Origin of the sequence: Algoriphagus sp. NF (assembly GCF_028823735.1) — a bacterium.
Classification (GTDB): Bacteria; Bacteroidota; Bacteroidia; order Cytophagales; family Cyclobacteriaceae; genus Algoriphagus; species Algoriphagus marincola.
This window is the reverse complement of the sequence record NZ_JAPEIB010000013.1, coordinates 59,336-74,325: the sequence shown is the minus strand read 5'-3', so window position 1 is coordinate 74,325 and position 14,990 is coordinate 59,336. Positions and strand designations below refer to the sequence as shown.

At 42.2% G+C, this 14,990-nt stretch carries 10 protein-coding genes; 4 read left to right on the top strand and 6 right to left on the bottom strand.

Going from position 1 to position 14,990, the window contains the following annotated elements; genetic code table 11:
* Positions 1 to 954, top strand: a complete 954-nt coding sequence (locus OU792_RS08285; protein ID WP_134202367.1) for a glycosyltransferase family A protein — start codon at positions 1 to 3, stop codon at positions 952 to 954.
* Here the strand turns inward: OU792_RS08285 and OU792_RS08280 are convergent, their stop codons facing one another.
* Genes OU792_RS08280 through OU792_RS08260 form a run of 5 tightly spaced genes read right to left on the bottom strand, consistent with a single transcriptional unit; the run spans position 955 to position 8,028 of the window.
* The gene (locus tag OU792_RS08280; protein WP_134202368.1) at positions 955 to 2,226 is read right to left on the bottom strand and encodes a M16 family metallopeptidase; all 1,272 of its coding nucleotides are present in this window, start codon (positions 2,224 to 2,226) and stop codon (positions 955 to 957) included.
* Positions 2,226 to 3,389, bottom strand: a complete 1,164-nt coding sequence (gene porV, locus OU792_RS08275; protein ID WP_051260719.1) for a type IX secretion system outer membrane channel protein PorV — start codon at positions 3,387 to 3,389, stop codon at positions 2,226 to 2,228. The genes OU792_RS08280 and porV overlap by 1 nt, the downstream gene beginning before the upstream one ends.
* A gap of 47 nt (positions 3,390 to 3,436) precedes the next feature.
* Positions 3,437 to 6,682: a type IX secretion system sortase PorU gene (gene porU / locus OU792_RS08270; protein ID WP_274669934.1), complete on the bottom strand. Its 3,246-nt coding sequence runs from the start codon at positions 6,680 to 6,682 to the stop codon at positions 3,437 to 3,439.
* Positions 6,679 to 7,371, bottom strand: a complete 693-nt coding sequence (gene pssA / locus OU792_RS08265) for a CDP-diacylglycerol--serine O-phosphatidyltransferase (protein ID WP_134202370.1) — start codon at positions 7,369 to 7,371, stop codon at positions 6,679 to 6,681. Before pssA ends, porU begins: the two co-directional genes overlap by 4 nt.
* 3 nt (positions 7,372 to 7,374) lie before the next feature.
* Entirely contained in the window at positions 7,375 to 8,028 is a 654-nt protein-coding gene (locus OU792_RS08260; RefSeq protein WP_274669933.1) for an MBL fold metallo-hydrolase, read from the bottom strand.
* A gap of 54 nt (positions 8,029 to 8,082) precedes the next feature.
* Here OU792_RS08260 and OU792_RS08255 point away from each other — a divergent pair, with 54 nt between their 5' ends.
* From OU792_RS08255 to OU792_RS08245, 3 genes are read left to right on the top strand one after another with little or no spacing between them, the layout of a single operon-like run.
* Positions 8,083 to 9,129: an NAD(P)/FAD-dependent oxidoreductase gene (locus OU792_RS08255; RefSeq protein WP_134202372.1), complete on the top strand. Its 1,047-nt coding sequence runs from the start codon at positions 8,083 to 8,085 to the stop codon at positions 9,127 to 9,129.
* A 22-nt stretch (positions 9,130 to 9,151) separates the two neighbouring features.
* Positions 9,152 to 12,460, top strand: coding sequence for a biopolymer transporter Tol (locus tag OU792_RS08250; protein ID WP_134202373.1), 3,309 nt, complete (start codon positions 9,152 to 9,154; stop codon positions 12,458 to 12,460).
* A 9-nt stretch (positions 12,461 to 12,469) separates the two neighbouring features.
* Entirely contained in the window at positions 12,470 to 13,354 is an 885-nt protein-coding gene (locus OU792_RS08245) for a YicC/YloC family endoribonuclease (RefSeq protein WP_026945378.1), read from the top strand.
* On the opposite strand, the gene OU792_RS08240 is transcribed toward OU792_RS08245, so the two are convergent.
* The gene (locus OU792_RS08240; protein WP_274669932.1) at positions 13,341 to 14,912 is read right to left on the bottom strand and encodes an N-acyl-D-amino-acid deacylase family protein; all 1,572 of its coding nucleotides are present in this window, start codon (positions 14,910 to 14,912) and stop codon (positions 13,341 to 13,343) included. The two genes, OU792_RS08245 and OU792_RS08240, sit on opposite strands and share 14 nt — an antisense overlap.
* Positions 14,913 to 14,990 lie beyond the last annotated feature (78 nt).

Genomic DNA, 14,990 nt, shown 5'->3' with positions numbered 1-14,990 from the left:
ATGGAAAGCTTAGGTAAAGTCACTGTTATTTGCACAGCCTTCAATCACGAAGACTGGATTTGGGAGGCACTAGAGAGTGTGGCAATGCAGGATTACCATGACAAAGAATTGGTCATTGTCGATAATGGAAGTTCTGATCGTACTGCCGAACGTATCAAGGATTGGGTCTCGCAGTATTCTGGCTTATTTCCGGTGAAAACGTACTTTTTCGAGGATACTAGACCCTACTGTCAGACTTTCAATGAAGTATTTGCAGAGACAAATGGTGACTACCTGGTCGATTTGTCCGGAGATGACGTGCTTTATCCTGATCATCTCTCGCTATCGATCGCTCAACTTTCACAGGATCCTGAAGCAGCTTTTAGTTTCTCTGATGCCTATTTACTAGAGTCATCGGGGTCTATCACGACTTTCTATAGGCGAAATACATTCGGAGAGCTTAGGGAAAAGCTGCATATGGGCACGATATACGAAACGCTATTGAGGCGAAGTATCATCTGCGCGGCTACCATGGTATTCAATGCAAAGATTTTTCGAAAGGAGTCGGGTTATGATGAGAGTCTGTATTACGAGGATTTTGATATTCAAATCCGAATGGCGAGGAAGTATCATGTGGTTTTTTCGGATCATGTAGGTGTCCTGAAGCGTGAGCATGAGGAGTCTATGTCAGCAAACCAGTATCAGCGCTATTTTTCAAAAATGTTGCCTAGTACGGTAAAGGTCTGTGAAAAGGCATTGGAGCTCAATCAAAGCCAGGATGAAAATAAAGCATTGCTGGAGCGAGTTCTTTTTGAATTGAAACATGCACTATGGTCGGCAAATTTCTCTGCTGCTGATCAACTCATCCAAATGGCCGAACGCTTACATGGCAAAGGCCTAAAATTGAAGCTCTATAAAGCTTGGGCTAAATTCAAGCTTGACATATCCTGGCTTTACGTCAGTGTCACGAGTTGATTAGCCAACACTTACTTCTATCAAGGGCTGATCTTTGAAGTACTTTTGACCGATTTGAAGAATGTCTTCCGCCTTAAATTCTTTTAGAAATTGAAGTTTCTGCGAATAATAGTTCAAGTCCAAGCCCGAGTGGTGAACAGAGCGAAAACGATCGATTAGGTCGAAGGAATTGCTAAACTGTGAAAGCATCTGACCAAGCAGGTAATTTCTGACAGTTTCCAACTCATCCTCTTCTACGAGCTCTGTAGAGAGTTTTTGGATTTCATGCTTGATTTCGGCTTTCACTAGCTCGAGATACTGTTTTTCCACGTCAGCTCCCACGGCCCAATAGTTCAGGTTACCCATTTGAACCAAGCTAGAGTAGATTCCATAAGTATGCCCCTTGTCTTCTCGTATATTTTTGATAAGTCGAGATCCAAAGTATCCGCCTAGGATGGTATTGAATACAGAAAGTGGGATAAAATCAGGGTGATTTTTTGGGATGGAAAATTTTCCCATTCGGATACTACTTTGGACCGCATCTTGCCGAGATTCATAAATTGATTCCTCGCTTTTCGCGTCAGGGAGCAGAATACCTTCTTGCGGTTTTCGATTTGGAAGCCTCTCTAGAAAGCTTTCTAAAGTTTCCCTTTCTTCACTGCTAAAATCTCCGGCAGTAAAGATCTCGAGTCCCTGCCAAAGCAGATGCTGACTATGCTTTTGAAGCCTTTCGGAATTAATGGATTCGAGCATTTCCTCGTGGATCATGTTTCCGTAAGGATGCGCCCCTCCAAACAGCGTTTTTCGGAAAAGCTGAGAGGCCTGTGATGCTGTCTTTTTTCTCTCCATCTCAATCATGAGACGTCGTTGAGCTATTCGTTTTTCCAACGGCTCCTCAGGGAAGCTCGGTTGGGTAATCACTTCCAAAAGCAGCTCCAAAACCTGAAAAAGATGCTTTTTTGTGCTTATGAGTGTGACACCTTCCTGCCCAAATGTCAAATAAGGCTGAATTTCACTTGCATGAAAATCCAGAAGATGAGCAATTTCACTACTGCTTTTTGATGCAGTGCCTTCAATCAACATCTGTAGAGTGAATGATGGCACTAGCGCCTCATTTAATGGTAGAAATGCTCGAGTACCTTTTCCAATCAAGTCGATTTTGACAGCTTGAATTCCTGGAGTATCAAAATGAAAATGTGCAGCTCCATTTTGAAGGATTTTTTCAGCAGGTGATTGTAAGCTAAAGTCTTCTGGAATGGAGTAACTCGGTGGAGTACTTCGGTCTAGAATCATCAATTGGATGGAATTGCGTATCGCAGAGAAAAGCGTAATGTCTCAGCGAGCGGGTGGTTTTGTACTTGCGGGACTAGGTAAGAGAAATCAAATCCAAGGCGCTTCAAATTGAAGCCGACACCCATGGTAAAATATCTCCTTCCTCCTTTAGTAGGGTTTTCAAAAAAGTAACCAGTTCGTAAGGCAAACTTTTCATTGTACAGGTATTCTGCACCGAAGGAAACGGTGATTTCCTGCATCTCTTCACTGAATCCATCAGGAGCATCTGTGAAGGAACCAAACATACCTGAAATAAGCGGTCTATTTGGATCTTTTCCTTGCTCGATGATAAGGTTTCCATCTTCATCTGTAGAAAGCGTCCCGTCAGGATTGGTTGCGTAGACAGGAGGAGAGGGGACCAAAAGTTTATTAAAATCTAAGGCAAAAGTCAATTTATTCAACTCGTTGAAGTAAATGCCATAAGCGGTTCCGATTCGAAGATTTGTAGGAATGTAATCTAAGTCATCAGCGGAATTATAGGTGATCTTCGGTCCAATATTGGAAATGTTGACACCCCAAGACCATGTTCCTTCCTTTGACCCTGTGAAAATGTCTTTGCTGTAATAAAGTCCTACATCCGTTCCTACACTAATGCCGGCTCTTGCATCGCTTCCTCCCACTGAGGAAATATTTCCTGACAAATTGGAATAAATAAATCGTGCTGAAACCCCCAATCCCAGATTGGCGGAGAGTTTTCGAGAATAAGTTCCTCCGATGGCAATATCGCGGGGATTAAATTGGCCTAATTCATTGCCTAAACCATCTGTCAACTGAATATCGCCCATGTTAAAATAGCGCAGGTCAAAACCGAAGGCAGAATTTTCATCGATTCGGAAAGCACCGGTTAGATAGCTTAGAGACATATCATTGACCAATCTTCCCAACCAGGGAGAATAGGATAATGAAAATGCTGTCTGGTCTTCTAGGAAAGCTAGTTTGCCACTATTCCAATGTGCGGAATTGGCATCTGGAGTAGTTGCTACCCCCACGTCACCCATGGCAGAATGACGAGAGTCTGGAGCAAAGTTAAGAAAAGGTACCGCTGTCGTGATCACTCTCCGCTGCCTGTCCTGTCCTGAGACTACAATGGAATTTTGAGCCATTACAAGTACAGAGGTGGACATAAACACCCCAAAAAGTAATCCAATCGGCCTAATGATTCCTTTTCTTTTCATTCAATTATAAGTTTTCCGCTTTCAGATGCGACTGAACTATCAGCTTCCGAACTAAGCGTCAATTTGTAAATATAAGTTCCTTTTGCTGGAATTTTAGATTGGTTTTGTAAAAAAATCCATCTAAATCCCTCGATGCGTGATTCAGCTTCTACCAAACGACGCGATGCAGAAAATAGTATTGAGCCTGTCAAAGAATAAACTTCTAGCTCTATGAGAAGGTTTTCACCCGGACGATTGTGAGTCAATTCAAAGATTGTTTCTGTATCTGCGGGGTTGGGATAGACGATGTGATCTAGAATTTGAATTCTATTACTGCCTTCTACTCGAATTTCAAAGATAGCCTCATTACTATTTCCCACTAGGTCAGTTGCTGATACCCGGATAGAATTTATGCCTTCTTCCAATCCTTCAATTTTGATTCCTGCTCGCCCACTCTGATAATTACCGCCATCACTTACAAAGGATTTATTTAAAACCCGTGGAGTTTGTTGGTTAATTTGGATCGTGAAATCTTTCCTTGGGTCAATTCCGCTTATATCTATTCCTGTGCTATCTGATAAGAAAATGATGGCTGCCAGTTGCTTCGAAGGGAAGTTGAATGGCTCGAGTTGTTGTCCTTCGATTTGTATTTCAATATTCGGTCCTTCTTCATCTGTAGGGTTGTCAGCCTGCTCACCACCTACATCAACTTGAGCCACTCCTTGTGCATCCAGCATGCTCGTGGAGTCAACGGCATACAATCGGATATTTCCTTTTCCAATTTCAATATCGATGCCGGCAGGAACTCTAAATCTTCCTTCAAAGAAACCATTTCTGACTTCAGCTTTTCCCCTGAATAAAGTAATGGCTTCTTCAGGGAATTCAATTGGCGGGCTTTCATCGCCAAGAGTTTTGATTGAAACGGATCGATCTCTCAGTTCTACCTCCACAGTTCCGTTGAAATTGGTCATATCGTTTCCATCCAAGGGATTGACCACCTTTCCCTGATAAAAAACCTCTGAAAGAGGGGCGAAATTCTCGATTGGATTTCCATCAGCATCCTTGAATTCTTCAATTTCGATTTCCAGATCAGGATAATTTAAACGTAGACTTGGATCCCCAAGAAGACTAAAATTTCGGTTTAAAGCTCCATTCAGGCTATTGTTTTTGGTGTTTTTAAAAATACTCCCCAAATCCTGATAGATGCCGTTTTCCTTTTTGTAAATCTCTCTCACAAATGCCTCATTTAGCCTGAAATTAACACTGCTAAATACTGGCCGTCCTGTGGTCAAAAGGCCAATGGCGCCTTTTCCTTGTACTGTGAGCAATTCCTCCGCACCTGAGCGGATAAAAGGGCTGTCATGCCTGCCAAACTCACAGGTGGCAGTGACCCAAAGCGGTAAAAAGGAAGTTTCCGGGAAGTCAGGAATATCTTCCACCCGGAATACTTCTTCAGCAGTAAGTGTGGTTTCATTCCCATGACCGATATAGTTTACCACTAAGGTGCCTTCTGTCAAGACTTCTCGCAAGGCTTGCTTCGCCTCGGGGGATTGTTGGGAGTCACCGTTTGGAATTTGTTCGTAGCGATCGAGGTATAATTTATTTTGAAAGAATTCGGAATCATCTTCTCTCAGATAGGTGCTGTGGGCTTCTGCATCTCGCAGGTGAATATTGTTGTCGGCATCATCGGCAAAAAGGCTAAAAGATCGTTTCCGGTTCCCGAAGGATGGGTTTTGTTCATAATCAATGATTTTTTGAACTACGATATTCGCCTCTTGCCGGGTGATCACAGGAAGGCGACCTACTCCGATGGATAGTTTTTCGTCACCGCTTTGGCTTTCTACCCACTCTCCTTGACCAAATTCAATGAGTCCATAAAAGTCATCGGAGCTGTAAGTAGTTAGTGGGTTTAGACTACTTCTACTGGAGTATGTGGGGACGACATTTGGTCTGCCTCCGAGTTTGCCTTTGTAGTCAAAGGTTCCTTTACCCAGAAAGAGAACATTTTTCACCCTTTTTCCCTCGTGAAAATGCCAGGCAATAAAATTCCGGATAGCCACCACATCTTTATTGCCATAGCCGAAAGCATCATAAATCTCCTTTAGAGTTACTACCTCTGATAATAAGCCCTGACCTAATTTATGTGTACTAAGTTTTTCAGCTTCTGGAAGTAGATTTTGATCCGTAATAATGATGAGCTCAGGCCAGCTTCCAACTGTTCGGATATTCGACTCTACAGGTGAGAGGACAGGGATATTTAAGAGGTCTGAACTCCTTGAAAAAACCAATTTGCCTCCTTGAGCGAAGCCATTATTCTGAAAAGTGATGGGCTTGTAGAAATCACTTACCTCCCAAACCTCGCATTCATTACAGCCATGGCTGAATGACTGTCCGCTAAGATTAAAATAAAGTCCAGATGGAATTTCCGAAGACTCGTTAGGCACTCCAAGGAGCAAATGCTCGAAATAAGCTGTGGCATTATTATCTGAGCTGTTGTAGGCAAGTTCCAAGGTATTGACCTCCTGATTGGCGGGGTTAAAACTTGCATTTACTGCTGCTTCTACTCCTTTTATCCCATAAAGTGAATTTGGAATTGGAGAGATATTGGTTTGGAAAATGGAACTTCCGCTTTCCAAAATAGATACCTGACTGCTTTGAAAAGATTGAGCCATCACCCTGCCTTGTAGCAGCCAATCTGCACTTGATTCAGTACTTTGCCTAAACGGGATAGATCGTAAAGAACCTGAACTAACGGGTTCTGAATACCATGTTCTTCCCGAATTCAAAATATTTCGATCTTCTCCCTTGACAGTAGCCCATTCGTAAAGCGTGATTGGTTCTGCCTGTGGACTGACCTGGGTTTCAGACTCCAGTCTTTTTGGATTTTCTCTACTACCAATCAGATAATACAGGGTGTCCGAATAATAGTGATGCCTATATTCTAATTCACCATCAATAAGGTCAAGGCTGTGCGGCCCGGTTAAAAAGATTAATAATTCATTATTTACCCTTTTTGCTGGGATTTCCCTTAAAGACAAGGAGCCACTGTCAAGCTTTTGTGGAAGTCTTCCCGGGTAGCCAAAAAAAGCAACTTCGTCTAAGGAGCTAATTCCCAATTCATTTAGTCTATCATCATCAAAGCGGTATAATCCGGATTTGGTTACACCAAACTTGTAGAAACTTTCCTGAGAAAATCCCTGCAAGAAAAATCCAAAAAAGAGGGATAATCCCCCCAGAATACCTGCTAGGCATGCTTTTTTCATAAAGAAGCAGATGAATTTTCGATGAGGGAAAGCCCTAGGTACAGTAAAATAACCAAGGGTATCCCTGACAAGCCCATCAGTAGGATTGCAAATGCTCCCGAAGCCAAGAGCACATACCTAAATACATTATCTCGCAAAGAAAAGTTTTTGAATTTCAGAGCAATCAGAGGGATTTCGGAGACTAGTAGCAAGGAAAATACCCAAGAAAGGATGATTAAGGTCCATGGATTTGATAAGTAATCCCCTGTGAAACTCCAGAAGTCCGCCAAATAAGGCAAGGTGCTAAAAAACAAGGCGTTTGCCGGAGTTGGTAAACCAATGAAACGGTCTGATTGTCTTGTGTCGATATTGAATTTGGCTAGCCTTAAGGCAGAAAATAGCGGAATCGTCAGCGAAAGATAGGGCATCCATTCTACCGAGGTCAGAGTGGAAATCCACTCATAGACCACAAATCCCGGCAATACCCCAAAGGAGACTAAATCTGCCAGAGAGTCCAGCTGTTTGCCAAGTTCACCACTTACCTTGAGAAGTCTGGCAGCGAAACCATCGAAAAAATCCAGAAATGCTGCTAAAAAAATAAAATAGGCTCCACTTTGATAGTCGCCGGCCAGAACTGTGACAATACCAATTACACCTGCGAGTAGATTACCGAGGGTGAGCGAATTTGGGATGTGGGGTTTGATACTCACGGATCAGAATCTTGAATTTTTCCCCACAAATGGATTGTATGCTTTCTCATGAGCGATTGTGGTGCTGGGCCCATGACCGGAATGGATGACAGTTTGGTCGGGTAACTTAAATAATACACTTTTGATTTTTTCCAAAAGCAGGTCGTGGTCACCTCCCGGAAGATCTGTCCGCCCGATACTTTCTCTAAAAAGCGTGTCACCCGCAATACACTGTTGGCTTTCAGGATGATAAAAAACTACATGGCCCGGAGCGTGCCCTGGTACAAACAGGACTTCAAGGTGCTCATGACCTATTTCAATGCTTTTTCCTTCGCTGAGGTAGCCATCTGGATCTGTATGTGAATAGTTGGCAAATCCATAATTTGGGGCATAGGCCTTGACAGAGTTCAATACTGGGATTTCCTGATCATGGATTAAAAGAGGTATGCTGAAAGTTCTCTTGATAAAATCATTCCCTAGCACGTGGTCAATATGACAATGGGTATTCAATAGAAGCTCAGGCTTCAAGTTATTTTCACGTATATAGTCTAAGATCTGCTGGTTTTCAGCATTTTCATAATTCCCCGGATCAATGATGGCTGCATGACCTTCCTGATCAGAGATCACGTAGGTATTTTCCTGAAAAGGGTTGAATGTAAATGATTTGATTCGAAGCATGATTTTGTCTATGTACGTATAACAAAATAAGGAATAAAACCCGTTCTTTGATGCATGAAAGTTGATTTTTTGTTAATAGGTGGTGGCTTGGCCGGGATGAGTCTTGGCTATCAATTGCAAAAGTCCGGAAAAGAAATCCTGATTTTGGATCATCAGTCAGGGAACCAATCCAGTCAGATAGCGGCGGGATTGTATAATCCAGTGACTGGCCGAAAAATGGTCAAAACTTGGCTGGCGGATCAGCTTTTTCCTCAGATAGAACCTTTTTATCAAGAGCTTGAGCAGAAGACAGGTAGGAGTTTTCTTCGTCCTCAGAAAATTTACCGCCCATTCCTTACGGTTGAAGAGCAAAATGAATGGATGGGGCATAGTTCTGACCCTTTGTTTCAAGGGTATTTGGATGGATTGTTTCAATCTTCTCAGTCAAGTTTTCTAAATGATCCTTTTGGAGGTGTGATGCTTACCCAGTCAGGGTGGCTTGATATTCCCACTTTTCTTGAGGGGATGCGTACTTTTTTTGGGGATCGGTATCGGGATGTGATTTTTGAAGAGGATAAATTGATTAAAAGTGATCAAAACTGGTCCTATGAGAATATTGAGGCAAATGAAATAATTTTCTGTATGGGGGTTCATGCGGCTCAATCCAAGTTTTTCTCATATTTACCCTTTGCGCCGGTCAAGGGTGAAATCTTAGAAGTAAAGCAGGAATACTGTCCGGAATTCATCGTCAATCGCGGAGTTTTCAGGGTGCATTTGGGTCAAAATGTCTTTCGCGTCGGCTCAACTTACACACATTTTGACTTGGATCAGGGTCCCACAGAGCGGGCAAAAAATGAGATTTTGGGACGATTGGAGTCATTGGTCCAAGTTCCTGTCGATGAGGTAGTATCTCATAAATTCGGCATCCGTCCGGCCACAAAGGACCGAAAGCCATTTCTTGGGAAACATCCTGACTTTTCAGGCGTTTACATATTCAATGGGTTTGGTGCCAAAGGCGTGTCGTTGGTACCCTATTTCAGTTTAATGATGCGTGATTTCCTTCTAAATGGCAGCTCCTTGTCACCTGAGGTGGATATCGCTAGGTATTTTGATTATATTTAAATTCTGTCCAGTAAGGAAAAATATGCGAGTAAAGTCTTTCCTGTTATTTCTGCTTCTGACTACTATTCTCTTTTCGCAGAATTCTTTTGCACAATTTGATCAGGAGCGTTTCGGAAAAAACCGACTGCAGCATCAGCAGTTCGAATGGTACTTTTATAGCTCAAATAATTTTGAGGTTTACTATTACGATCGTGGAGGGGCAAATGCCAAGCAGGCAATTGAATTTTTAGAGTCTGAATTTCAGCGACTGACACAGATGATAGGCTATGTCGCCTACACCAAGCCAAAGATCTATATTTATAATACTCCCGAAGAATTGCTGCAAAGCAATTTGAATTTGAATAAGGAAGAGTTTAACGAGGAAGGGCAGACAAATTTTAGCAGACTTATCGCGGAACTTGCCTACAAAGGCGAAATGGATCAGTTCAAGGAAGACTTGATTTATGCCACTTCCAAAGTAATTATTCAGGAGATGCTTTATGGTGCCTCTGTCGCAGATGCATTTCAGTCCAATTTGATGAATAGTTTTCCGGATTGGTACGTAGAGGGAATATCTCTATACCTGGCAAAGGGTTGGAGCATGGAGATGGATGACTATATCCGTCATTATCTCAAAGAAGATGAAAAACCCAAGATCCTTAGGCTGAAAGGAATCGAAGCAGCGCTGGTTGGTCAGTCGATTTGGAATTACATCGCTGAGCGATACGGTCGACGCTATTTGTCGAGCATTCTAAATCTATCAAGAATCAACCGAAATGAGGAAAATAGCATTGCGAATACCGTTGGGTTGAATTTCGATACTTTTTTAGAAGATTGGAAAAAATACTACCTGACTATCAATGAGCAGGTAACCAATAATTTTCGACCTATCGAAAGCTCTCAGGCCATCGCATCTACCTCTCCGAAGATGCTTGGAGTCATTACAGACATCAAATTTAGCCCCGATGGCTTGAATCTAGCCTATGTTCTCAATAATCAGGGAAAATACAAGGTACAGGTAAGAGAACTTTCCACTGGGACAGAAAGAACCCTGATGCAGGGAGGTTCGGTATACCAAGATCAAATTCCGAATTTTAGATCTCCCGTCATTGCTTGGAGGGATTCTGCCAGTTTGGCGATAGCATCCTTTACGAGAGGGCTTACGACGCTGAGATTAAGAGCTTTGGATGGAACCAATCAGGATAAAATCTTCCTGAGAAATATCAATCAAATTCTTAGTATTGATTTTAATTCTACTGGGAGAAATATGGTTCTTTCCGCCATTTCAAATGGAAAAACCGATATCTACACACTGAATGTACGAGGTCAAGGTCGACGAATGACCAATGATGAGTTTGATGATTTGACCCCGATGTTCTTGAATGATTCTACGATCATTTATTCGACTAATTATTCTGAGGAATTAGACTCTCTTAGCGGGAAGTTTGAAAATCTCAATCAATACGTAGAAACCTATAACATATTCATGGCTGAAGTAAGGGATACTGTGAGGTTGACCCGCTTGACCAATAGCTTCAGTAAGAATGTGAGACCTAGAAAGGTCAATAGCAATAATGTTGTATTCCTGAGCGACCAAAGTGGGATCAACAACCTTATGCGGCTGAATGTAGGCAATCAAGTTTCCAGTCAAATTTCTGGATTTAATAAAAGTATCGAGACCTTCGATGTAAATAGTCGGATGAATAAGATTGCCTTTGCAGTACGAGATGGTATGGAAAGCTTCTTAGTAGTGCAGTCTTATTCCGGTGCCGATCAGTTTACTCCCAGTACGCCAAGGATTCAGTTGGAGCAAGCAAAAAGCCTAAACGAAAGACTTGCTGCAAGAAGGAGAATGGAAGCTCAGACGCAGCCGAAGCGTGAGGAAGAGCCTCTTCCCAAGCCAACTCCACAGCCTGAAGTGCAGCCACTACCACAAGCTATCGATACCACCTCCACCAAAACTACTTCCTCGATCAATGTGGATCGCTTGAAATTCCGAAATAGGAATGGAATTGATACCGAGAATTACACCTTTGACTCCTTGCCTAGTACTCTACTTGCTCAAGAAAGGGAAGGGGAAAGCCAAGATAAGGCTACCAATTTGCTAGAAGCCTTTAGAAAGCAATCCCTGAAAAAGCGAGTGACCGGTCCAAGAGGCATGGAACCTCAGTTTTTTACCAATAATATTAACACACGATTTACTGTCGATCCACTAAGAGGTTTTGGAATTAGCCTTCAAGGTAAAATGAGTGATCTGCTAGACAATCATGTCTTGTATGGTGGGATTTCAACTGCTTTAGATTTCAGATCAGGAGGGGATATTTTTGCTGAATACGAATACCTGAAAAGTAGAATAGATTTTAGAGCACGATTTGATAGAAGGACTATTCGGATATCAGAGTTTGATGATATCACCTTTCAGCGCTATGTGCTTTCCAAATTTGAGGTGGGAGTATCTTATCCTTTCAATGTGAATTCCAGATTCACCTTAGCCCCATTTGTTGCCAAGTCCCAATATTTTAATCTGAATGCTGATTCCTTGATCCTAGCTACCAATCCGGAGCAGAATCGCCTTGATGTGAATTATGTAGGTGGGCGAGCTGAATTTGTTTTCGACCGAACACAGCAGATAGGACTCTATTCTCAAGCTGGTCTCAAAGGTAAAATTGGTTTGGTTCATTATCAGGGTCTCAATCAAGGAGATAGAAGTTTCAGCAATTTCTATTTAGATGTCAGAAATTATCAGCGAATTCATAAGAATATAGTCCTCGCGACGCGACTTTATGCAGGGTCTTTCTTTGGAAATAATCCTCAAACCTACCTTGTAGGTGGGATGGATAATTGGCTTTTCAATGAATTTTATCAGCCACCATCCAATAGACCGGAGGCTTCTCCTGTTCGAAACCCAAGTGGTGCAGAGAACTCCAATATTCTATTTGCAGAATTTGTTGACCTGAGAGGCTATGATTATGATGAAATTAGGGGAAATAAGGTCGTTACCTTTACAACTGAACTTCGAATCCCAATTTTCTCCTACCTGACTAGAGGTAACATCACGTCGAATTTTGTGAGAAATTTCCAGCTGGTCGGATTTTATGATATTGGTTCTGCTTGGAATGAGGCAGCTCCATGGGAACGGATCAATGATCAGAATACAGAGGTAATTAATACAGAGGGATCTCCTTTCACCATCACGCTGAATAATTTCAATAATCCATGGCTCCAAAGTTATGGAGCAGGTCTGCGTACAGTACTTTTGAATTACTACGTGAAGTTTGATGTAGCAAGGCCTATTAGAAATTATCAAACTGAGGACCTCAGATTTTATGTAACTTTGGGTTACAACTTCTAAAGTAATAACATGATCAAATCGATGACCGGTTTCGGAAGAGCCGGAATGGAAGATGATTCTCGCACCATACAGGCTGAGGTCAAAACACTCAATTCTAAGTTTCTAGACCTTTCATTGAAATTGCCTCGACAGTTCTCCGAAAAGGAGCACGAGATACGGAATCTGGTACAGGGGATATTGGAAAGAGGAAAGGTAAATCTTGCTCTGGACTTTATTCCAAAAAAGTCCAATCAGATTCCAGTTACAATCAATGAGGAGCTTTTTCAGGCATACTTCGAAAAGTATCAAAACCTAGCCAATTCGGTTGTAGCTGAGAAAAGTGAGCTATTCAAACTAGCTCTCCAATCGCCGTCAGTCATTGTCAACATGGCTTCGGATGAAGCTACCGAAGCAGAGGAGGAATGGGAATTGATTCAAAAAGTGATCATTGAAGCACTTCAAAAATGCGATCAGTTTCGTAAAGATGAGGGGGAGTCACTTTTTGAAAAGCTAAAGGAAAATATACAAGTAATTGAAAGTGCACTTCAACAAGTGAAGGCAATAGAGGGACAGCGAAAAGATCGCATCAAAAACAGAATCAGATCAAACTTCCAGGATTGGATAGAAGAAAATGACTTTGATCAAAACCGGTTTGAGCAGGAGTTGATCTATTATTTTGAGAAGCTTGATATCACCGAGGAATTGGTTCGATTGGAAACCCACCTCAATTATTTCATCAAAGTTCTGAATGAAGAGACCCAGCAAGGAAAAAAGTTAGGGTTTATCAGTCAGGAAATAGGGCGTGAAATCAACACCATAGGTTCAAAAGCCAACGATGCGGGTATGCAGAAATGGGTTATTCTGATGAAGGATGAGTTGGAGAAAATCAAGGAACAAACCCTCAACGTTCTATAGCTTGTTTTCGGATCACCCTACCAAAACCTTTGTTTAAAAATTCCCCTTCCTTAACAGCAAACTGCCCATTCACCAATACATAGAGAACCCCTTCAGGATATTGATGGGGGTCGATAAAGGTTGATTTGTCTTGAATGGTTTCAGGTTCAAATAGGCATAAATCTGCCTTCATTCCTTCCTCAATCAGTCCCCGGTCTGAAAGGCCAAGACTTTGAGCTGAAAGGCCAGTCATTTTATAAATGGCTGTAGAAAGGTCAAGAACCTTTTCTTCTCTTGTATAATATCCCAATACTCTAGGAAAAGTACCGTATGCTCTTGGATGAGGATGGCCTTCTCCCGGTCTGGATAACCTCCCATCAGATGCAATCATAGTCATAGGATGTTGCATGATTCTCCGAACATCAGCTTCATCCATGGCATGATAGATCGTACCTGTACCTCCATTGAGTTGGGCTTGAATCACAAAATCAGCCCCATTTTCTACAGAGGGCTCTTTACCTTCACGAATCAGCCAATCATGTAAAGTTTTCCCTTCAAGGGATCGATCCCAAGTGACAGTTGAGAATTGTATCCTTTTCAAATCCGCTCCACCGCGATCATTGAGAATGGAATAGATAATTCCATCTTTGATACTATCGCGCAGGGAGGGGTTTTTGACTCTTTCTTCAAAATTCCCACCCTCCATGGCCCAACTTGGAATCAATACGCTTATTCCCGTGTGGCTGGCAGCATAGGGGTACTGATCCATTTTGATATCTAGGCCTTGTTTTCTTGCCGAATCCACGAGGGCAAGAGTTTTTGTGCTAGCTCCCCACATTTTGACACCAATGGCTTTGTGATGCGTCAAAATCACAGGGATAGAAGCTTCATCGCTAATTTCGATAGCCTCTTGCACTGCCTCAATGAGGCCAATTCCTTCTTCCCGAAGGTGAGAAGTATAAATCCCACCATGCTCCGCCGCAGCTTTGGAAAGTGCTATCAGCTCATCCTTTTTCGCAAAGGTTCCCGGCAAATACTTTAGCCCTGTAGATATTCCAAAAGCTCCTTCCTTCATCGCTCGATCTACTTCTTGGATCATTTGCTGAAGCTCTTCCTCATTAGGTTCCCGATCTGAATTTTGAAGGTATTTTCGGCGGATACTGTTATGTCCGACAAGATAGGCCAAGTTTGGTCCGATCTCCATTGATTCCAAACTATCTAAAAACTTCCCTATGGGTAAAGGACTGCTTCCGTCAGGTCCTCCAAGAGCTAGGGTTACTCCTTGCCTAATCAAGGATTCTGCTAAGGGCATTTCCAAAATAGGCTCCAAGTGCGTATGTAGATCTATAAATCCAGGTGAAACTGCAAGTCCAGAAGCGTCAATGGTTTCCTTGCTTTCGTAATTGTCAAGTTTTCCGATAAAGCTTATTTCATCCCCAGAAACCCCAATATCCAGTATCTGACCCGGAGATCCATCTCCTTTGTAGACAGTACCATTGAGAATCACCAAGTCATATTCCTTGCTTTGACAGGAACCGAATAGGATGAGGATTGCGAGTATTAGATTTTGGATCTTCATAGTGATCCAAAATACATAATTCGGGTAGATAGTCTAGGAGGGAGGATTGAAAAAAAAGCCCCAAATTTTGATTTTGGA

What these genes read in the sequence shown, in the direction of transcription:
- OU792_RS08285 (WP_134202367.1), top strand. Translation starts at nt 1, where the DNA reads ATGGAAAGCTTAGGTAAAGTCACTGTTATTTGCACAGCCTTCAATCAC.
- OU792_RS08245 (WP_026945378.1), top strand. Translation starts at nt 12,470, where the DNA reads ATGATCAAATCGATGACCGGTTTCGGAAGAGCCGGAATGGAAGATGAT.
- porV (WP_051260719.1), bottom strand. Translation starts at nt 3,389, where the DNA reads ATGTCCACCTCTGTACTTGTAATGGCTCAAAATTCCATTGTAGTCTCA.
- OU792_RS08280 (WP_134202368.1), bottom strand. Translation starts at nt 2,226, where the DNA reads ATGATTCTAGACCGAAGTACTCCACCGAGTTACTCCATTCCAGAAGAC.
- OU792_RS08240 (WP_274669932.1), bottom strand. Translation starts at nt 14,912, where the DNA reads ATGAAGATCCAAAATCTAATACTCGCAATCCTCATCCTATTCGGTTCC.
- OU792_RS08250 (WP_134202373.1), top strand. Translation starts at nt 9,152, where the DNA reads ATGCGAGTAAAGTCTTTCCTGTTATTTCTGCTTCTGACTACTATTCTC.
- OU792_RS08255 (WP_134202372.1), top strand. Translation starts at nt 8,083, where the DNA reads ATGAAAGTTGATTTTTTGTTAATAGGTGGTGGCTTGGCCGGGATGAGT.
- porU (WP_274669934.1), bottom strand. Translation starts at nt 6,682, where the DNA reads ATGAAAAAAGCATGCCTAGCAGGTATTCTGGGGGGATTATCCCTCTTT.
- OU792_RS08260 (WP_274669933.1), bottom strand. Translation starts at nt 8,028, where the DNA reads ATGCTTCGAATCAAATCATTTACATTCAACCCTTTTCAGGAAAATACC.